Here is a 19321-nt window from a genome sequence, read left to right on the forward strand (position 1 = left end):
GCAAGGTGCGCGTCGCCATGAGCAACGCCTTCGCCATGGGCGGTACGAACGCAGTTCTGGCATTCAGGCAGGTGTAGAAGCCATGCAAGACGCCTCATTTGAGGTCACCTGTCGTATCTAGCTGCTTGAGGGGCGGGGCATTGTGATACAGGGAGAGCTGTGGGGTCCCTCCTTCTCGGCCTCGACGATGTGGAAGGAGCCTGTGCGGCGAAACGGGCTAGACGCCCCCAGGCCCAGAACTTGGGCGAAACCAACTCCCACCAAAGGACAGCCGGTTTAGTAGCCGAACAATGAAACCTCGCTCGACGAGCCGCCGTCTCTACTGTCTCCGGCCTCACGCGGTTGAAGCGAACAGCGCAGCAGCTACTGTTCCGCACAACTCGGATGGCAATTGGGACAAGTCCGCACATGTCGTCACGTACGCTGAACGCCGCAGGTACAGCCAAACTGGGGCGGGGCGTTTCTGCCGTTTTGATAGAATTCTATCAAACTGACAATTTTCCTTGCATAAATGCAAGGAGAGCTCGGTTGACTCCCCTCCTTTCTTGTCAAGGATGAGTTTGCAGGCTGCGGTGCGGCAGAAGCCGGACAGAACAGCGACCGGTCGAGTAAAGGCCTGCGCAAACCGCATATTGCGAGCGCCCGCGCGGAGGAAGACGCTCGTCCTGGTGAAAGGCAACGATGCTCAGGCGCCATTGCCATTTGCCGAGGGCGTCCGCGCGCCGAAAATTTCGAAGCAACAAAGGTGAGATCGAGAATGATGATGACGAAATACAACACAGCTCACCGTCCAGTGCAGTTCTACCGGCGGGTGGCGGAGTGGGATGGGCTGCCAAATGGAACGTAAAAAGATCAGCAAGGAGATGCTTGGCGATAGTCAGGCGCTGCGCAAGCTGCGTGAGCACCTTGTCAAGGTGGCCAAGGCGAAGACTACGGTCCTGTTGCGAGGTGAATCCGGAACCGGTAAGGAGCTGGTTGCCAAAGCCATTCACGAGCTCTCGCCTCGCGCCAAGCAGCCCTTCATCAAGGTCAATTGCGCGGCGCTCACCGAGACGCTTCTGGAATCTGACTTGTTCGGTCATGAGAAGGGTGCCTTCACCGACGCGAGCAGTTTGCGCAAGGGGCGCTTTGAGGCTGCCGACAAAGGCACATTGTTTCTGGACGAGATTGGCGAAATATCAGGTTCGTTCCAGGCTAAGCTGCTGCGTGTCCTGCAGGAGCAGGAGTTTGAGCGCGTCGGCAGCAACCACACCATTAAAGTTGATGTTCGCGTGATTGCCGCAACGAACAGGGACTTGGAAACGGCAGTTCAACGCAAGGAGTTCCGGCAAGACCTCTATTATCGCATCAACGTCGTCACTTTACGCGTGCCGGCATTGCGCGAAAGGCGAGGTGATATTCCGCTCTTGGCCGCTCAGTTTCTCAAGAATTTCAATACTGAGAATGATCACACGCTGACCTTCGCTCCCGAAGCGATTGAGGTGCTAATGAACTGCGAATTTCCAGGCAACATCCGAGAGCTCGAAAACTGCGTTCAGCGGACGGCAGTTCTGGCGACGGGTCCATCAATCCTCAGAACTGACTTTGCCTGTTACGCGGATCAGTGCTTGGCCGCGGCGCTGTGGAAGAACGGACCGCCGACGTCAGAGAAGTCGACTACGATCGAGCCTTCCGCCGCCTGTGCCGCCCCGCCCGTCGGCGACGGGCAAGCGCCGATAGGCCCTGCCACGAGTCGTGGTAGGGTGCCCGATGCCGATACGGTCATTGCTGCCATGGAAAAGTGTGGCTGGGTGCAGGCAAAGGCGGCGCGCCTGCTCGGTTTGACCCCGCGCCAGATCGGCTACGTGCTGAGAAAACGCGGTATCGAGATCAAGCGTCTCTGAAACAACCCGCCGAGCAAGAGCTGGAGCAGGTCAAGCATTGGTGCTCTGGCGAGCCCATCGGCCAGGCTTACGAAGTGGGTGTGAACAGCGCTGCCAAGATTCCGGCCGTGTGCTTTCTACCACGTAGTCATACTGGGGCTCTGCGACTGACAAACTAAAAAGGAGTAATCCTATGGCTAGTAACTTCGCTCTACACCGCAAGGGCAAATCAATTCGACGTGCCTGGATCCAGAAATAATCGATGTATTATTGGTGACACGCCAGCATGCGTAGAGGCGACGCGCAGATCTCCGCTGGCGGGACCTGGTCGATACATTAGCTGATGGCTTACCGCTCGATATCACGCAATCTGAGATGGGCATGAAAGTGAGTTCGACCGCTGGACAGTTGCCGACCTCGTCAGGTATTGGCCCCTGCGACCGGTTGATCTGCGATATCCAAATTCGCGGAAGTTGGTCGAGACGAAACTGTCGCCCCGGCTCGTGACCGACCGCGCGCCCGGCAAGACCGAGTTACAAAGTTGCCGAGGCAGTTTGATGTGCGTTCCTGCATCACTGTACGGGACACGACCTGACGGGAGACTATGATGCGTAGCCAAAAAGAAAAGATGCTCGCAGGCGAGTTTTACAATGCGGCGGATCCGGAGATCCAAGCTGACCTGTTGGCCACCGGGGCTTGGCTCAAGCGGTACAATGATACGCTGGGGCAGACCACGGGGCATTGGCATGAGCTTTTGTCCGAGCGGCTGGGAGAGGTTGGGCGCGGAACGGTCATCCGTCCGCCCTTTTTTTGCGACTACGGATTCAATATCCGCATTGGAGCCAATGCCTACATCAACTTCAACTGCGTTATTCTTGACGTGGTAGAGGTCAAAATCGGGCAAGGAACGGCAATTGGGCCTGCTGTGCAGATTTATACCGCCGATCATCCACATGATGCCGAGCAGCGGCAGGCCGGCCTGCAGGTCGGGCGTCCTGTTCACATTGGCAGCCGTGTCTGGATCGGCGGTGGAGCAATCATTCTGCCTGGCGTCACGATTGGTGATAATGCAGTGGTAGGCGCTGGCTGCGTGGTCACACGAGATGTTCCCGCCGGGGCAAAGGTAGTGGGAATTCCTGCTCGCGTGGCCGACCCACATAAACAGGCATAATCAACCTCGTTGACCCTGGAGGTGCATGCGAACTGTCGAAACTGTGCCGAATTTTTGTCGAAGCCATTGAGCGCTGCATATGTTGTCGCGACTCGGGCGCTTCAGTTCTTTTGCCACGGGGGTCACAAGATCATGTGCGTAATGCCGCCGCAACGTGCTCACGTCCCGCAGCAGCGGACCCTTTCACATCGCCCAACGAATTCAGAGCCTACGTTGTGCTGCCACTAGCATTACTACTCACGAATGTATTCCCAACTGAGTTTTCGCCCTTGGAGGCAAGCAGCGACTCACCAGCAATCGCCGGCCATTAATCCTGGCTAGCATCGACCCCGACGAGGCGAGCCGCGGCGTTGCGGATCGGCATGTCGATGACCGTGATTGCGCCTTCGGCAAGGAAACGACGTTCGTTTCTGGTCAGCGTAGCCGAATCGATCACCGCAAAATGTGGGCCAGTGGAGCGCTTCATCAGCTGTCTGGCATATGTGCGCAGCATCTGATCGTTGAAGCGGCAGCCCACGAAGAAAAAACCCCGGTTGACGCGCCGTTGCTTCACCGCGTCCGGGATCGGCGTCTGGATATCAATTTCGGTTAGGACTTCGACGTAATCGGAATCAGCCACGAGGAAGTTTGCCGCCGGCCTGACGCTGCCGTGCGGCGCATAGAGCACCGTCCTAGCCACTTGTTCGGCCTCGAGTTCTGTTCCTGACAAATCGTAAGTTCTCGTCCAGATGTTACCGATTCCGGTCGCGCGCGTCGTTCCTTGTATCTCGACAACGTCTGTTTGGCCGGCCTCTGCAAGGGCTGCTCGCATGGCGCCATCGTACCAGCTGTCGATGATGACAGACAGTTGAAGGGTTGCGAGCCAGGCGTGAAGAACGGTCGGCTCGGCGGGGGCTGCGAATATCTCCGCCATCCACGCTTGGAGAGTCCGACGATGTCGGCGCTGCTCGATAAACTGCGCGACCGACCACATATTGGTGCGAATCCTGGAAGGGGCAGGCGCCCGCTTGTTGAGGGCCGCGGCGACATCTTCAGGGGTGCAAGGTACAGGTGATTCCGGTGGGTTAAGCTGCAGAAGACCAGGACCGAGATAGGGGATCACTCGATCGGCCTTGAGAGCGCCGTTCAGCAGGTCAATCAGTTTTTTGGCAAAACTGCCCCGGACGACGACGAGATGGTCCCAGCTCAGCATCGTGTTCATACGCGTTTCCTCTCCGCCACTGAACCCACCGGCATCAGGCCCCGTCGGAAATCTTCATCGCCTCGACGGTGATCGGCAAACGCGTGTCGCGCGGAAGGTCGGGCAGCATGAGCCGCCAACCGTTCCTGAGCGTCACGGTCCCGCCCCATAAGTCAGCGTTCTCAATCTCGGTGATCGGCTCTTCGAGATCCTTCTTGGGGACATAAGCCGACAAGCCAGTAGCGGTCCTGCGAATCATTACTTTCATCCGGCTGTTCCCCCGTTGGAAATGCCTTCAGCTCCGCAGGGAACCTCGACTTTGTCGAGGCTAATGAGTTCGCGCGCTCGCATGCCGACGACCGTGCCACGATCGATCCATTCGACCGCATAGATGAAGAATTGCTGGAGAAAGGTTCCAATGTCGCGCACGTAGCCTTCGTCGCCCTTCCGCACGAGGTTTTCGCCGATCTCCTTGCCGGGATAGGTGCCGTCGTTTTTTATGTGGCGTATCGCACGGACCCGCTCACCCTGCATGAACCGTGGCGGTCTGCCGATTTCGACCTCCTGTTCGCGTCTGGACCACATGCTGTCCATTCCTTTCTCGAGGTTTTTGTTGTGGTCGCGGGTTGCAGGCGTCGTCGTGCGGCGAACCCGACCGTTTCGGTAGGAATCAAGCGGGAACGCAGGTTTTCGGTACCGGACAGACCGACACGCATTGCTGCGTATCGAAGGCCTCCTTGCATTCGGTGCACTTGTTTGGATCGATCACATAGGCGTCGCCCTTGAACTTGATCGCTTCCGAAGGACATTCGAACTCGCAGGCCCCGCATTGGGTACATTGGGATGCGATGATCTTTAAAGCCATTCTAACTCCTGGTTATCGGACGAGACGGCTCAGGCCGTCGCCGCTAGTGGTCTGATCCCAAACTCTGCCGCGTAAAGTGCGCTGACTGCGGTCTCGATGTAGTCATGGCCATAGGCGTCGGTTACGCGCAGTCCAGCTCGCGAGAGTTGTTCCTTCGGGCGATTTCCGATCTTGGCGCATAGCACTATGTGTATGCCTTCGAGCGCTGCGATGACGCCCTCGAGGATGGCGTCTTCGCCCCCGCCTCCGAGGCAATACCGCTCGACCTTCCGATGCCCGACCAAGCTGATCCCTCTAGGCGAGACTTCATAAACCTGGAATTCCTTCGCGTGGCCGAAGTGTTCGTTGACCCGTCCACCTCCCTTAGTGGCCACCGCAACCAGAAGCGACTTTTCGGAGTCTGTTGCCTTGACCATACCGATGGCCTCGCTCCTCGCCGCCTCATGATCACGGCGCTCGTGTGCGACCACCTGCCGATAGGCCTGACGCTTGCCAGCATCGTAGGCGACATCGTCGGGAATCCCGTCCAGCGTGAATTCCTGGCCACGATCTTCACCGAGCAGGCCGACAGCATCTGCCCGGCACTGCCGGCAGTGGCGCATCAACTTGGCGCCACCTTCAAGTCGATCCTGAAGAGCCATCATCTCCATTGCCGTTGGGCCGCGCTGCCCGATGAGTCCGTAGTGGGTACCGTGCGCCGGGTCCGAAATCAGAGGCATCACGTTGTGCAGAAACGCGCCCCGCTCCCTGACCATTTTGTTCACCTCAAACAGGTGCTGGTCGTTCACTCCAGGAATCATCACCGAGTTGATTTTGGTGAGGATGCCGCGCGCGCTCAGCATCTCCAGGCCCAGCATCTGCCGCGCGTGCAAGATTCGAGCGGCTTCGATGCCGAAGTAGCGGCGATTTTCATAAAAGATCCAAGGATAAATCTTTGCGCCGACTTCCGGGTCGACCATGTTGATGGTGATCGTCACGTGATCAACATTCATTTCGGCAAGCTCGGCGACATGGTCCGGCAGCACGAGCCCGTTGGTGGAGACGCACAGCTTTATGTCGGGGATTTCCCTGATGACGCAGTCGAACGTTGCCTTCGTTTTCTCCCAGTCGTAACAGGCATCCCCCGGCCCAGCGATGCCAAGAACCGAAAGCTGCGGAACTTTGTTGGCAACCGCGATGACCTTGCGTAGCGCTTGGTCGGGCGTCAGCTTCTCAGACACAACACCAGGCCGGCTCTCGTTGGCGCAATCGTATTTGCGATTGCAGTAGTTGCACTGGACATTGCAAGCCGGCGCGACCGCCACATGCATACGCGCGAAATAGTGATGCGCTTCCTCCGAAAAGCAGGGGTGATCCTTGATCCTTTCCCAAATAGCCGGATCCCCTTCGCCCGGGCTGGTCGGCGACGAGCCGTAGGAGGACGATGCGCAGACGGATTTCGCGGCTGCCAGAAAACCCTCGGATGTCGTGCTAGTCGGACCCTCAATCGAAACTGTCGGTGAGGACATCAAACGGCTCCGTTGCTGGTAACGTCGCGGTTCAAGGTGCAAGAGCCATACCAACTTAAAACAGCGGCTTCAGTTCACTATTTGGGTCAATATCGCATTGTGTCAGGCGGGCGCGACACAATTTTGTCCTGCTTGCGACAGCACAAGTCCAAATCCGTTCAGAAGCACAAAGCACTCCTTGTCGCGCACAGGGCGCGCAAGACCACTGGCCTGACGATTGGCTCATCAGGCTCTTAGAATTTCCTTCGGCTCGATACTATGCCGGCGTATCGCCTAGCCGACTTGTCGCAGCGTGAGGCCGAGAATTCGAGCCGCATTAGCCTGAACCCAGCCGGCCTTCTCCATTGTGTCGATCAGCCGTCAGGCTCCGTCCGCCGCGGTCCCAGCCCCCGTCCGGCCGTATCGTTAGAATCGCAACCGGCTATTTCGTGCTCAGGGGGCGCCGATGCGCCGAACCGGCATCGTGCTGGCCCGTGAGAGCTCGTCGATGACATTGCCACGTTCCGAAAGATTGGTTCCTTCCAGAGGAGAACGCCAAGCACGCAGTTCTCCGGCTCGCGGACGTTGCCGGGGAAATAGCATTGCGAGATCAGCTCAACTGCCGACGGCGCAAAGCCATGGTTCTCCATATTTCAAGGGTAAGCGCTGTGTCCTTCCAGGAGGACCCGGCGATCTGTGGGCCTGCCGATTCTGACGTGGATCGGAGATCGGCTTGTGTCTGAACTTGAACTTAAGATTGACGCTGAGCGGCAGCCTCGGCGTTTTCGAGGGTGATCAACGGCGCTGTTGGTCGGCGGCGTTGGTCGATGGACGACAAGGCACGGAGTCATCTCCGAGACCCTGGAGCCGACGCGGTGATCTCGGAGGTTGCCCGGCGCTACGGGCCGCGGCCGCGGCGGAACGCTCGCAAGCTTGCGACGCTGGCAGGACAGGCCACTCCCGCCTAGTGGTTTCGGTGGCGCCACCGGAACGACCCGTTGGGCCAACATCCGTGCACCAGAGCTCAAGGCCACGGCCTGAGAATCGGCCGCCGCTCACCCTTTACTTGGTTCCTCAGAGAAGGAGAGCAACTTCCGTCGGTGCGAGGGTCATTGCGTCGGCCAGTGGCGAGTTCCTGCCACGCCCAGCCATCCTGCTTCGCGACCCATTCTCGCGCTCCCGCCATCGCGGGTGGAGTGGATTAGTGCAGACGACATAGGTTCGGGGCCTGCCGTTGCCGAGCGGGTGCTCGAGCTTAAGTCCGCTTTCGTAGGTGCCTGCCTGCGCCGCACTCAGTCCGTGAGCGAGTGTCCCTCGGGAATGCCGAATGCTGTTGGCGGCGGAGTCGGCATGAAGATACCCGTCCTTCCTCCGCAACCAATTTTCGACGGGCGGCAACGATGTCGGGGGGCATGGTGCTGAATCCACTTTGACCGCTCTCGACGATGGCGCCGTCGAGATAAACGAGATGGCTGATATGGTCGGGTATCCGGTCGGCGGCGCCGGTGATGCTGATGCCGCCTAGACTGTGACCGACAAGGATCACATCGCTCAGTTCTTCCGTCACAATGTGGTTGACGATGTCGGTCACGAATGTGTCGGGCGTGATGTCCTTGCACAGCAAACGTGCGCGTTCGCCGACACCTGTCTGGGTCGGCGTGGTCATGTGGTATCCCATCTTACGAAGATTGGCGGCCACGTCCCGCCAACACCATCCGCCATGCCAGGCACCATGCACTAGCACATACGTCTTTGCCATGGGTTGTGCCGTTCCACTTGCTCACCGGCCGTTGTGGCTGCCATCCGGCACGATGGCCGGGCGTTGTCCCAAAGGGGGGCTCGACCACGTGACCGGTGGTAAGTCCGGCGCACAGGGCAGCGCCGTGGCCTCGAGGACACCGCTAACGAGTCAAGGAAATTTGAATTGCGAAAGGCCAATATTCACTAGCTCTTTGCAAGTGGATGGAGAGGCTCATGGTGTGCCGCAGTTGCTCGCTGCCGGCATGCTCTTGGCACGGTTCCGGCTGATCATCCGAACTTGAACAGGACACCAAAGCCGCCGCGCGGATAGTTCCACTCGATGTCGCCGCCTTTCTCGCACAATATCCGGCAGGTGCCGCATTCCATGCAGCCGTCGGCGGTGATCTCGACTTGACCCTTGTCATTCAACTCATAGCATTTCGCCGGACAGACGTAGGTCAACGCAAGCAAGTTCGCGCTTGGCTTGTCGTGCGGTCGCACTATAATATGGGGGCGGCCGGAATCGACCAGATAGCGGTTCTGGTAAAGTTTGTCCTCGACACGAACCTTCGTCACTGCGATCGTCATCTTGTACCCTCTTCAGCGCCATGCCAATGCCAGGCGGACCGCGTCGCTGACCAACCCCCAGCGCGAGCGCGCGTTGATGAAGGCGGCCGTGGTGTTCTTTTCCTTCTCGATCTTCGGCGTGCCGTCGACACGCATGAAGTTCTGAGCGGCATGCGACATCAACCGCGGATAGCTGTCAAAAAAGTTGCTGGAATTGGTGTGGAGCAAGGCTGGCATGTCCTTGTATTTCTTAAGATCCTTGATCACAAAGGAGTCATCCAGCATCGTCTTGTAGAGCGCAAGGTTCGCTTTGGTCATAGGACTGTTGCGGCTTTTGACTTTGATGATCGCCTCAGCCGCGACACGACCCGAGGTCATGGCAAGGTTCGAACCCTCACGGTGAATGGCATTGTTCAGTTGCGCTGCGTCGCCGACGATGACCCAACCGTCGCCGAAGAGCTGCGGAATGGCCTTGTAACCACCTTCGGGGATAAGATGGGCGGCATATTCTTTCACCTCCGAGCCAGCGATCAGCGGCCGGATCGAAGGATGGTTTTTCATCGCATCTAGGAGGGCGGACGGGCTCTCCATCGTCGCGGCGAAATCCGAGACCAGGCAGCCGATGCCGAGTGAAATCGACTCCTTGTTGGTGTAAAGGAAGCCGAGCCCGGCCATGCTGCGAGAGATCGTGCCCACGGCCTCGATTACGCAGCCTTCATCGCCCTTGACCCCGAACCGCTGGCCAATGACCTCTTCGGGCAAGAAATGCATTTCCTTGACGGCAAGCGCCACGGTCTCCGGCTTCGGCATCTCGCGCAGGCCTGCGCGAGTGCCAAGCAATCCCGACACCCCTTCTGCGAGAACGACCACATTCGCGAAGACCACTCCGCCAGCCCGGTCTGTGCGGACGCCGATCACCTTGCCATTGCCATCACGGACGAGTTCCGTCGCGGTCGTCTCACACAGGACCGTCGCGCCAGCCTCGCGCACCTTGCGGGAAAACCATTTGTCGAACTGGGCGCGGATGATCGTGTAGCGGTTGGGTTTCGCCTCATTGAAGTCGTCCGACCGGTAATGAATTCCGGTGTGAGACGTGTCGTCCATCACCCAAAGTCGCTGTTCGACCAGGTGCCGCTCGAGGGGCGCATCATCCCGGAAGTCCGGGATGATCTTCTCCAGCATGTTCGCGTACATTATGGCACCCTGGACGTTCTTAGAGCCCGGATATTCACCGCGCTCCAACTGCAGTACCTTCAGCCCCTGGCTTGCCAAAGTGTAAGCAGCTGCGTTTCCAGACATGCCGGCTCCGACCACAATGGCATCGAATTGTTCAATCATGTCCTCTCCCTCAACTCGCAAGCTTGTCTCGACTGTGCGGCGACAGCCGCCGGGTGAAGGCTTCCGTCAGTGCGGGCAGGAAGCGGATTGCATCCGTGACGATCCCGAGGTGGGCGAACTCGAAAATCGGCGCGTTCGGATCGGTGTTGATCGCGACGATGAGATCGGCCCCCTCGACCCCCACTCGGTGCTGGATGGCGCCGGAAATTCCGGCCGCGATGTAAAGCTTCGGTCGAATGGTCTTGCCAGTTTGTCCAATCTGTCGATTAGCCGGCATCCAGCCCTTCTGGACCAAGGGGCGCGAACAGCCATGCTCGGCGCCGATCGCTCGGGCAAGATTCTTCACAAGCTGAAGGTTCTCCGCCGCTCCGAGACCGAGGCCTCCCGCAACCACGACATCCGCATAGGCAAGATTTGCCATTGCCGACTGGTTATCCGGTAGGAAGCCGAGGACTTTGGTGACGATATCGTCCTCAACGAGCGACAGCTTGTGCCGCATGACACGCCCGACCGGCTTATCCACCCGTTGCGGCATAGGCATGACCCTTGGTCGCACCGTCGCCATTTGCGGCCGGTAATTTAGTGTATAGATCGTACACAACAATGAGCCACCAAAAGTCGGACGGGTCGCGGCGAGTGAACCGTCGGAATCTACATCAAGTTCGGTGCAGTCGGCCGTGAGCCCCGTCTGCAGGGTCGTCGCTACCGAGCCTGCAAGATCCCTGCCCAGTGTGGTCGCGCCGAGAAGGAGGATTTCGGGTTTATGGGTATTGACCAGATCCGTGAGCGCCTTGGCGAACGGCTCGTTCCGGTAGTCGGCGAGCGGCGGCGCATCGACGATGTAGACAAGATCCGCCCCGTAAGCGAAGGCCTCGGCAGCAGCGTCCTCGACCATCTCGCCCGGCGGTCCCAGCACGACGCCCGCGAGCTGGACTTCAAGCTTGTCGGCCAATTTGCGGCCTTCGCCCAGCAGTTCGAATGATACAGGATGCACATTGCCGCGTTCGAGCTCGAGGAAGACCCACACGTGCCGGTAGTCTTTGAAACGGTCGGGAAGTTCTTTCTTTACACCGGCACGGCCGGGGGCAATGCGAGGGGTAGTTTGGCTTGCGGTCGACATTTTCTGCTCCTGGCCGTCACGTGCCGCTGTTGAAGGCCAGCTCATGTTCCAGCGCCGGCCGGCGGGTTAAGATATCGGCGATGAGTTCATCGGCTATGTCCTGCAAGCCCCTTTCCGCGGTGTCGATCTGCGCCGCGCTTTCTGCCCGTGCGGTGGGGGCGAAAACACGCTTGACGACTGTAGGCGAGCCACGCAGACCGCACCGGGTGAGATCGTCAATGCCGGCGTCGGCTGCAGTCCACTTCACGACTTGGCTGCGCGCCGCGCACAGAGCCTGCTGGAGCGAGCCCCGGCGGATTTCGTTGGTGTCTTCCAGCATGGTAATGAGGCAAGGGAGTCTGCTCTTCAGCAACTGGGTGCCGCCTTCGGCGCGACGCGCGACTTCGATCTCTCGCGTATCGAGATCGATGGAGGCAATCTTCGCGACATAGGTAAGTTGCGATAAATCTAGGCGCTTGGCTATGCCCGGTCCGACCTGGGCGGTATCGCCGTCAATCGTCTGCTTGCCGGTGAAGACGATGTCCGGCCTGCCGAAAGTCTCCCCAATTTTTGCGATTGCTTGCGAAAGAGCAAAGGAAGTCGCCAGCGTATCGGATCCGGCAAAATAGCGGTCCGTCAAGAGAACTGCTCGGTCAGCACCGTAACCGAGCGCCTTTCGCAGCGAGTCCTCCGCCATGGGCGGACCCATTGTGAGCACAGTAACCTCGCCACCATGAACGTCGCGCAGTTTGAGCGCTTCTTCGAGGGCGAACAGGTCGTAAGGATTGATGATGGTCGGAACACCCTGACGCATGATCGTGTTCGTCACCGGGTGCACGCGGATCTGTGCCGAATCCGGCACCTGCTTAATGCAGATTACGATATGCATTGGCGGTTTCTCTAAGCTCCCAGTCCGGATTCGTGCTTGGCGGTTCACCTCATTGCCTGCATCGTTCATGCCAAGTCGTCTTCCTGCCTCTATTCCAGAAGGTGGCTTCGTTTGCTTCCGAGGAGGCGTCATGAGGACTGGATTTGTCGACTTCTCGACATTGTCGCGTCGCAGCCGTGTCGGGCTCATTACTTTCCGAACCGCTTCAGTGCAGAGTCGAGCGGGACGAAGGCGCGGCCAGGTGCGGGACATATGTTTGGATCGTGGTCCCTTAGCACCTTGAACACACGTTGCGTGAGCGGCGAGGAAGTCGCGAAATCTTCGTAGGCGCGTTCCAGCTTGGCGCGCACCCGCGCGGCGATTACCTGGTTAGGCAGACCGGAGAAATCTTCTTCGGCAAGGTATTGGCCCACGCGCTTCATGATATGGAGCCGCGAGACATTCATCACTTTCGGGTCGTAGGAGACGCCAAGGCAGGCGAAGAAGTCCTCCGCGGCCGACAGGCCCTTCAGTCGCGCTAGGATATCGGTGCGATCGATCGGGCGGCTATCAGCGGAGCAGTTCATTGTATTCTCCCGGCGCGTAATTGTGGTGTCGATGCATTGGTGACATTGCTGACGGCGTGCCGACCTCTGGCACGGCGGCTGGGCAAGAGACTTGGCGATCTCAAGCTTTTCTGAAGTGGTGAAGGCGACCCCGAGTTTGACTGCTCTCCATTGCGCAGGGTCGTCACGTTGAGGAAGACCTCACGGCTCGTCGGCTATTGTGCCGCTCGGACCCGGGCCGGAATGAAGCTGTTCCGCACCTCGCCCGCACAGTCCAGCACTGGGAACGGCCCGTAGCTTCTCGGTGATCGCAGGCAGGACCTCAAGCACGCGGTCTACGTCATCTTCGCCGTTGTCACGCGACAAGGAGAAGCGGACTGCCCCACATGCCGCGTTCATAGCGATCAGAACATGGCTCGGTTCCAGTGAGCCAGAGGCACAGGCGGACCCGGCGGAACAGGCGATTCCCAGCCGGCTCAGGACAATTGGAATTGCATCGCCTTCGATACCTTCGAATCCAATGTTTGCAGTGTTTGGCAATCGCTCTTGCGGATCGCCGTTGATGGATGTGTTTGGGATGCGCTGGATGATCCCGTTCTCAAGGCGGTCGCGCAACCATTTTATTCGTTTTGTCTCGTCCATGAATTTCAAGGCGAGTTCGGCCGCCATGCCCAGTCCGACTATGCCGGGTGTGTTTTCAGTGCCTGCACGCCGGTCGCGCTCTTGGTGCCCACCCTTGATCATGGAGGAGAAGCGCACGCCACGTCTTACATAAAGCGCGCCTATCCCCTTTGGACCATGCAGCTTGTGGGCGGAGAGCGACAGCATGTCGATCGCGGTCGATTTCAGCTCAATCGGAAGCCTTCCGACCGCCTGCACTGCATCAGTGTGGAAAAGCGCGCCGACTTCCCTGGCTAGATCGGCAAGCTTAACCACGGGAAAGATCGTACCGGTCTCATTGTTCGCCCACATTATCGAGACGATTGCCACTTGTGGAGTGAGAGCGGTTCTGTAGGCGTCCAGGTCGAGCCGGCCGTGGTGATCGACTGGGATAATGTGCACCTTGACGCCGCGCGTCTTTTCAAGGTGCGCGCACAACTTCAGAACGGCCGGATGTTCAACCGCGGAAGTCACTATTTCCGTTCGGTCGGGCATCACCTCCAGCGCCGAAAGGATGGCTGTACTGTCGCTTTCAGTCCCGCCCGAGGTGAAGATGATCTCGTCCTCGAATCCCGCGCCGATGAGGGCTTGCAACTGTTGCCTCGCCTTTCTCACGGCTTCAGCAACCGATGCGCCATAGGCGTGCATGGACGAATGATTGCCAAATTGCTCCGTAAAGAAAGGCAACATCGCTCCAACGACTGCAGGATCAACCCGCGTCGTTGCGTTGTTGTCGAGATAGACAGGGTTCATGGGAGTGATCCTTCAACTGCTGAAATGATTCAAGGGTAGGCGGGCGGCCATTGAACCTCTGGCGCATATCGTATCTGGTAAGGTGGGCGGCCGGGCGAGCGATGGCTTGGCTGACCGGTCGCTGTCGACATTGCCCTTTGGTGGCGGCATCTGCCGGGAATTCAGCTGTTTCGGGCAATTTTGTTTGCTTGCCCACGGCAACGATCGATGATCGCGATTTGGCGCATCACCGAACGCAATTGTTCCGGGCCGACAGTGCGTGTCGGCCGGTTCCAGAGCGCCGGCGGTTACCGGTTCGACGCAGTATTCCTTGGCGTCGCTATAGTCGAACATAGCCTGTTCCCTAGCAATCATTTGCAGGACTTGCCGCAGCCGCACGTCTCACGCGCATTGGGGTTATCGAAAACAAAGCCGGATGTTTCGAGCCCATTGACGAAGTCCACGGTCATGCCGGCGGCATGGGGTTGGGAGCCTCTATCCATGAACACCTTGAGCCCATCTCGCTCGATGATCGCATCGCCCTCACGTGAGACGCTCTCCAGGCCCATTGAGTATTGGAAGCCGGCGCAGCCGCCGGCATGGACCATGATGCGAAATCCTTCCGCCGGCTCGCTGGCGCGGTAAAGAGCGGCCTTGATGGCGGCAACAGCGTTGTCGGTGAGCGTAATCATGGCTCGATTTCTCCTCGGTCCGACGTTTTCGCGGATCATCTCGCATGGACCGTGCCAAAGGGAAGACGTGTCAAAAACCGTAGGACATCCCGACGTCTCTTATGCTCGATTGCTGGGGAGACGTCCGACAACCGACACTTACTGTCGGATTTGTCGCGTCCGCGTCACAGGAAGGGCGCCTGAGTTCGCGATGCACTCACGCGTAAAGCAATGAACAGAGCCAAAGATGTTCAGAGCTTGCCGCGGAGCAACTGGCACGATTTTTGTGAAGCCTTCGTTGCGGCGGCAAAATTGCCGGCCGATTCACCTTTGGGTTGCCCTCGCAATCGAAGAACGAAGGAGAGCAATATGATCCATCAGACCCGCCTTGAGTGGGAAAGCAGCACCGCCGGTGGTACCCGAATGCTCGATCGGCCGATTGGCGCCGACCACCCAACAATCGCTCTCTACCGGCGATTGGCCGCTGACCGCCCGGAGACAGGATTCGACTGGCATGTGCCTGACGATCGATCGCGTCCGCCGTGCACACCCCTGAGGCCCGTTTTTCGATCGATCGTCAAAAGAAGAACGGGGCAGGGGTAAAAACATGGATCAGCGCAAGAAGCGGTCGCCCAACGAAATCCGGCGTGCGTGGGAAGTCTGTCCGAACATTCCCGCGCGTGATTTCGCAGCCCAATTGGCCATTTCGGAAGCGGAACTGGTCGCGGCCCATTGCGGTTTCGGCGCGGCACGCATCGACCCGCGCGTCAATCACGTTCTGACGGGCCTCGAATTCGTGGGCGAAGTGACGGCGCTGACCCGCAATCAAGGTGCCGTGCACGAAAAGATTGGCGTCTTCAACAGAGTGATAACCGGCAACAATCACGCCATGGTCCTTGGTGACGAATTCGACCTTCGCGTCTTCCCGCAAGCTTGGAGGTATGGTTTCGCTGTTGAAAGGCGCCATCGCGGCGGAATCCAGCGCAGTTTGCAATTCTTCGACGCCACCGGCGCAGCAGTGCATAAGGTGCATCTCAGGCCGGTCTCCAACCTTCATGCCTATCGAAAGCTGGTGGCCGAGCTCGTATCCGCCAACCAGGAGCCGACCATGTCGCTTAAGGCGAGAGTAGCCGACCTGGGCGCGAGGACTGCGGACTGGGCCGGCACGGTGGACGACCTACGCGAGCACTGGAGCCGGCTGACTGACGTCAACCTTCTAAAGACGCTCAAGCTCAGCCGCTGCCAGGCTTTGCGCATGGTCGGCCAGGATTACGCTTGGCTGCTCGACAATGCCGCAGTTGGCGCCGTGCTCCAGCGTGCGGCCGAAGACGAATTGCCGATCATGTGCTTCGTCGGCAACCGAGGTTCTATCCAGACCCATTCCGGCTTAATCAAGTCGGTCAAGCAGATCGGGCCGTGCATCCATGTGCTGGACGAAATGTTCCGGCTGCATCTCAGGACCCACCAAATCCGTGAGGTTTGGGCCGTGCGCAAGCCGACCAATGACAGTCACGTCACCTCGCTCGAAGCATATGGGTCCGACGGCAAGATCATCATCCAGTTGTTCGGTGCGCGCAAGGAAGGCGAACGCGAGCGCGACGACTGGCGGGTTCTGGCGGAAAACCTGCCTCGTTTCCCCGACAGCTACATGAGAAAAGACCGATCGTCGTCGGTGGGACGCCGGCGCCCATCTGCCTCCGCAGCCAGTAGCCGGGCATTGAAGCCGAGACCGGGGACACGATGACGCAATAAGCGCGCTGTATTATCGCAACGCGATGAGCAGGAAGCAATTTGGCGCTGCCCCATCGACCGCATGGTTACGACGAAGCCGCGGCCTTTGGGCCGAGCTCAGAGGTGGCAATAGCGTGAACGCCGCCGACCGTCACTCCCCACCAGGCGGTCAGGTTTTGCGGTTCGGGCCGAGCAAAAATACTGTCAAGACAGCGAGGAACGTGGCAACCGCGCTGTAGACAAAGACACTGGCAATACCCGTGTGATCCACCAATAGGCCACCGAAAGTTGTGCCGGCTGCGATGGCCACTTGGAAGGTTATGACCATCAGTACACCAGCGCTCTCGGCCTGTTTCGGAGCGGCGCGTAGCACCATCCATGTCTGCAATCCGACCGGGACCGCGCCAAAAGCAAAGCCCCATACGGCAACTGCAATTGCCGAGGTCAAGGCCGATGCTCCCATGGTCAGGAGCGAGACAGCGGCTACGGCAATGAGCAGGGGCGGCAGGGCCGCGACCGCCTTGAGACTGTGTTTGGTGAGGAATGCGCCGGCTAAATTGCCGAAGACGCCGGCCGTGCCAAAAGCAAGGAACACGAGCGGGATTGACTTCTTTTCGAGCGCAGGAACGCTCTCGAGAAAGGCGCGGATGTAGGCGAAGCTGGCAAAATGGCCGGAAGCGACCAATAGCACGACTAGCACCGCAACCTTCATCGCCGGATTCTTCGCGACATCCAGCGGGCTGCGGAATCTGCGCACTTCGATCGGAGGCAGTGGCGGAATGGTTACGAGTTGCACGAGCAGCGCAACGGCACTCACGATTGCGGCGACCTTGAACGAGGCTCGCCATCCCCAAATGTCACCGACATAAGCGCCGATTGGAGCCGCGCAGACGGAGGCGACAGAAACGCCGGTGAGGATGATCGACATGGCGCGCGGCATGAGGTGACTTGGAACCAGCCGCATCGCCAACGCTGCCGAAATAGACCAAAAACCACCAAGCGATATGCCAAGGACGACGCGTGCCGCCAGCAAAACCGGCAGCGACCCCGCAACCTCTGCCAGAACGTTCGACAGGATCAGCAGGAGCGTCATCGCCCAGATGACGACCCTGCGGTCCAGACGCTTTGTCACCATGGCGATTATCGGTGCCGAGATCGCCGCGACGATTGCGGTCGCTGTTAGCGCCTGTCCAGCCGTGCCCGTGGTGATACGGAGATCATGCGCGAGCGGTGTCAGAACGCTGGCGGGCAGAAACTCTGCCGTCACAAGCCCGAAGGTGCCGAAGGAAAGCGAAATGATGGCACCCCATGCAGGGCCAGAACGTTGATATGGACTTTCTGGGTCAAGCCGATCTCGGTCGAACAAAGCCGCGTCCACTAAATCTGTCGCCGATTCGGTCATGAATGAGTTCTCCGGCTAGGAGCTGTTGCAGCAGGGGTGGCTACATCGCCGGGGATCAAAGCCGCGAGGCCTTCCGGCGGCGGCCAGTCGGCATCAGTCGAGGCCTCGGCGCCCGACGCATCCGAGGCCTCATCGGAGGGCCGACGGACCCAACCGTCGACAATGCGGGAGAGTTCTCGGCGCGGTCGCATCGATCGCATTCGTGAAGTGCGGTCTGTTCACTGCGAACCAAGCAAGCCGAACGCGGTGTCCTCGATCGAGGCCTTGATGGGGGGATGATCGACGATCTCTATATTGCTTTGAAGCAGGAAGTTCCGTCGCCATATGTGGTTATCCTGGCAGCCAGAATTGAGCGGTTGTCGCAAGCACCAAGGCGGTCGCAATGAGTGCAACGAGGCGGAAGTCTGATGGATGGCTGCGGTTCGATGGCCGCGCGATCGACAAAATTGAGGTGATGAGTTATCCCTTTTGAAGCCGTTGCTCCCAATTCTGGGATAAGGTAATTGCAGGCGGTCCCAGCAACGTCGGGCGGCCTTTTTGGTGATCGAATTCATGGGACGACACTCTCGGTCCGTGACGCATCTGCGAATGACTGCGCAAGTTCCGTGCCATCAACGACAAATCTGGCTCTGCTGAGCGGGTGGTGGAGGCACGAGCGTGGGCTATCCCAAGAGCTTGCCGCAAGGTTGTTCGAAGTTGAGGTGCCGGATAGACCGCAAATATGTCGGGCGGCCTGGGGTTGGCCAACACGAAGATGCGCAAGTTCAAAAGGACGAGCTGAACCCTTGCCGATATCCGTCCGAGGCTGATCTGGAGAAGGTCAAGAACTGCGTCTTGAAGGCTTCCGCCGCACCGGCAAATGCGAAGCCAAGGTGCTGGGCAAGATGGACAGGGCCATCCAACCCGTCGACTGGACGCTCATTAATGGCGTCGGTGTGGCTCTGTAGCTGGCGAGAAAAACGCCCTGCTGAAAGACAAAAGCTCGTGTGGCCGGCTCTGAAGGACGGCCAATGAGGCAGGCGAGGAGAGGCTATAGTCCATTCGTGTAGGCTGATCTTGTCCCACGGAGGCGGCTAACCACCCCGCCAGACATCATCGAGGGGAGCGCCACTAGGCTCACCCCAAGTGTTGGTCGTTTCCACCTGGTGACCTCGGCCAAGTCACCAAGCCGCTTAGCGCAAGCTTTCGAACTGGATGCTCCCCGGGCACATGATCGGCTAGCGATCCCACCAGTTGAGTTGCTCCAAGTCGGTGTCTAAAGCGTGTCGCGATTTAAGGGATTCAGGATTCCCCTTGATTTGAGTTCGTGATTCATTGCGGTTGAAGGGAGACCGTGATGGGCAAGCCGCTACCACTTGAGTTGCGTCGGCGTGTTGTTGCGT

16 protein-coding genes and 3 pseudogenes are annotated in these 19321 nt (G+C 59.0%); 3 read left to right on the forward strand and 16 right to left on the reverse strand.

All coding sequences use genetic code 11. The features are described 5' to 3' along the window. Positions 1-839: 839 nt before the first annotated feature. Positions 840-1883: pseudogene (gene nifA / locus EN850_RS30490) on the forward strand (nif-specific transcriptional activator NifA); the annotation flags it as partial. A gap of 583 nt (positions 1884-2466) precedes the next feature. Beyond that, positions 2467-3033, forward strand: coding sequence for a sugar O-acetyltransferase (locus EN850_RS30495; RefSeq protein ID WP_024505228.1), 567 nt, complete (start codon positions 2467-2469; stop codon positions 3031-3033). Between the two features lie 307 nt (positions 3034-3340). Here the strand turns inward: EN850_RS30495 and EN850_RS30500 are convergent, their stop codons facing one another. From EN850_RS30500 to EN850_RS30570, 15 genes and pseudogenes are all read right to left on the reverse strand, one after another. Further along, the gene (locus tag EN850_RS30500) at positions 3341-4234 is read right to left on the reverse strand and encodes an SIR2 family protein (protein ID WP_024505229.1); all 894 of its coding nucleotides are present in this window, start codon (positions 4232-4234) and stop codon (positions 3341-3343) included. A 34-nt stretch (positions 4235-4268) separates the two neighbouring features. Next, positions 4269-4481 carry a putative nitrogen fixation protein NifT gene (gene nifT / locus EN850_RS30505; RefSeq protein ID WP_024505230.1) on the reverse strand — a complete coding sequence of 71 codons (213 nt, stop codon included), beginning with the start codon at positions 4479-4481 and terminating at the stop codon, positions 4269-4271. Beyond that, positions 4478-4798, reverse strand: a complete 321-nt coding sequence (locus EN850_RS30510) for a nitrogen fixation protein NifZ (protein ID WP_024505231.1) — start codon at positions 4796-4798, stop codon at positions 4478-4480. Before EN850_RS30510 ends, nifT begins: the two co-directional genes overlap by 4 nt. Positions 4799-4883: 85 nt before the next feature. Continuing rightward, positions 4884-5078: a 4Fe-4S binding protein gene (locus EN850_RS30515; protein ID WP_024505232.1), complete on the reverse strand. Its 195-nt coding sequence runs from the start codon at positions 5076-5078 to the stop codon at positions 4884-4886. A 29-nt stretch (positions 5079-5107) separates the two neighbouring features. Then, positions 5108-6586, reverse strand: a complete 1479-nt coding sequence (gene nifB, locus EN850_RS30520; RefSeq protein WP_127318073.1) for a nitrogenase cofactor biosynthesis protein NifB — start codon at positions 6584-6586, stop codon at positions 5108-5110. Positions 6587-6859: 273 nt separating this feature from the next. Beyond that, positions 6860-6946 (reverse strand): annotated as a pseudogene (locus EN850_RS30525) (helix-turn-helix domain-containing protein); the annotation flags it as partial. Positions 6947-7820: 874 nt separating this feature from the next. Further along, on the reverse strand, positions 7821-8324 hold the full coding sequence (locus EN850_RS30530; protein ID WP_245463579.1) for an alpha/beta fold hydrolase: 504 nt from the start codon (positions 8322-8324) through the stop codon (positions 7821-7823). 269 nt (positions 8325-8593) lie between these two features. Continuing rightward, a complete protein-coding gene (locus EN850_RS30535) occupies positions 8594-8893 on the reverse strand; it encodes a ferredoxin family protein (RefSeq protein WP_024505235.1) in 300 nt (99 codons plus the stop codon). Between the two features lie 12 nt (positions 8894-8905). Continuing rightward, positions 8906-10210, reverse strand: coding sequence for an FAD-binding protein (locus EN850_RS30540; RefSeq protein ID WP_127318071.1), 1305 nt, complete (start codon positions 10208-10210; stop codon positions 8906-8908). 10 nt (positions 10211-10220) lie between these two features. Then, positions 10221-11330, reverse strand: coding sequence for an electron transfer flavoprotein subunit alpha/FixB family protein (locus EN850_RS30545; protein ID WP_127318069.1), 1110 nt, complete (start codon positions 11328-11330; stop codon positions 10221-10223). Positions 11331-11346: 16 nt separating this feature from the next. Beyond that, a complete protein-coding gene (locus tag EN850_RS30550; RefSeq protein WP_127318067.1) occupies positions 11347-12198 on the reverse strand; it encodes an electron transfer flavoprotein subunit beta/FixA family protein in 852 nt (283 codons plus the stop codon). A 188-nt stretch (positions 12199-12386) separates the two neighbouring features. Continuing rightward, positions 12387-12764, reverse strand: a complete 378-nt coding sequence (nifW, locus tag EN850_RS30555) for a nitrogenase stabilizing/protective protein NifW (RefSeq protein ID WP_024505239.1) — start codon at positions 12762-12764, stop codon at positions 12387-12389. 180 nt (positions 12765-12944) lie between these two features. Then, positions 12945-14156: a cysteine desulfurase NifS gene (gene nifS, locus EN850_RS30560; RefSeq protein WP_126063817.1), complete on the reverse strand. Its 1212-nt coding sequence runs from the start codon at positions 14154-14156 to the stop codon at positions 12945-12947. 12 nt (positions 14157-14168) lie between these two features. Further along, on the reverse strand, positions 14169-14489 hold the full coding sequence (locus tag EN850_RS30565; protein ID WP_127318065.1) for a hypothetical protein: 321 nt from the start codon (positions 14487-14489) through the stop codon (positions 14169-14171). 17 nt (positions 14490-14506) lie between these two features. Further along, positions 14507-14827: an iron-sulfur cluster assembly accessory protein gene (locus tag EN850_RS30570; RefSeq protein ID WP_127318079.1), complete on the reverse strand. Its 321-nt coding sequence runs from the start codon at positions 14825-14827 to the stop codon at positions 14507-14509. 586 nt (positions 14828-15413) lie between these two features. Between EN850_RS30570 and EN850_RS30575 the strand changes: the two are divergent. Further along, a pseudogene (locus EN850_RS30575) lies at positions 15414-16445 on the forward strand (ChuX/HutX family heme-like substrate-binding protein); the annotation flags it as partial. 261 nt (positions 16446-16706) lie between these two features. Here the strand turns inward: EN850_RS30575 and EN850_RS30580 are convergent. Beyond that, positions 16707-17939, reverse strand: a complete 1233-nt coding sequence (locus EN850_RS30580; RefSeq protein WP_127318061.1) for an MFS transporter — start codon at positions 17937-17939, stop codon at positions 16707-16709. Between the last annotated feature and the right edge of the window lie 1382 nt (positions 17940-19321).

This window comes from Mesorhizobium sp. M8A.F.Ca.ET.207.01.1.1 (assembly GCF_004794715.1).
Taxonomy (GTDB): Bacteria; Pseudomonadota; Alphaproteobacteria; order Rhizobiales; family Rhizobiaceae; genus Mesorhizobium.

What these genes read in the sequence shown, in the direction of transcription:
- EN850_RS30510 (WP_024505231.1), bottom strand. Translation starts at nt 4,798, where the DNA reads ATGTGGTCCAGACGCGAACAGGAGGTCGAAATCGGCAGACCGCCACGG.
- nifW (WP_024505239.1), bottom strand. Translation starts at nt 12,764, where the DNA reads ATGAACTGCTCCGCTGATAGCCGCCCGATCGATCGCACCGATATCCTA.
- EN850_RS30495 (WP_024505228.1), top strand. Translation starts at nt 2,467, where the DNA reads ATGATGCGTAGCCAAAAAGAAAAGATGCTCGCAGGCGAGTTTTACAAT.
- EN850_RS30540 (WP_127318071.1), bottom strand. Translation starts at nt 10,210, where the DNA reads ATGATTGAACAATTCGATGCCATTGTGGTCGGAGCCGGCATGTCTGGA.
- nifS (WP_126063817.1), bottom strand. Translation starts at nt 14,156, where the DNA reads ATGAACCCTGTCTATCTCGACAACAACGCAACGACGCGGGTTGATCCT.
- EN850_RS30550 (WP_127318067.1), bottom strand. Translation starts at nt 12,198, where the DNA reads ATGCATATCGTAATCTGCATTAAGCAGGTGCCGGATTCGGCACAGATC.
- EN850_RS30500 (WP_024505229.1), bottom strand. Translation starts at nt 4,234, where the DNA reads ATGAACACGATGCTGAGCTGGGACCATCTCGTCGTCGTCCGGGGCAGT.
- EN850_RS30580 (WP_127318061.1), bottom strand. Translation starts at nt 17,939, where the DNA reads ATGACCGAATCGGCGACAGATTTAGTGGACGCGGCTTTGTTCGACCGA.
- nifT (WP_024505230.1), bottom strand. Translation starts at nt 4,481, where the DNA reads ATGAAAGTAATGATTCGCAGGACCGCTACTGGCTTGTCGGCTTATGTC.
- nifB (WP_127318073.1), bottom strand. Translation starts at nt 6,586, where the DNA reads ATGTCCTCACCGACAGTTTCGATTGAGGGTCCGACTAGCACGACATCC.
- EN850_RS30545 (WP_127318069.1), bottom strand. Translation starts at nt 11,330, where the DNA reads ATGTCGACCGCAAGCCAAACTACCCCTCGCATTGCCCCCGGCCGTGCC.
- EN850_RS30565 (WP_127318065.1), bottom strand. Translation starts at nt 14,489, where the DNA reads ATGTTCGACTATAGCGACGCCAAGGAATACTGCGTCGAACCGGTAACC.
- EN850_RS30515 (WP_024505232.1), bottom strand. Translation starts at nt 5,078, where the DNA reads ATGGCTTTAAAGATCATCGCATCCCAATGTACCCAATGCGGGGCCTGC.
- EN850_RS30535 (WP_024505235.1), bottom strand. Translation starts at nt 8,893, where the DNA reads ATGACGATCGCAGTGACGAAGGTTCGTGTCGAGGACAAACTTTACCAG.
- EN850_RS30530 (WP_245463579.1), bottom strand. Translation starts at nt 8,324, where the DNA reads ATGGCAAAGACGTATGTGCTAGTGCATGGTGCCTGGCATGGCGGATGG.
- EN850_RS30570 (WP_127318079.1), bottom strand. Translation starts at nt 14,827, where the DNA reads ATGATTACGCTCACCGACAACGCTGTTGCCGCCATCAAGGCCGCTCTT.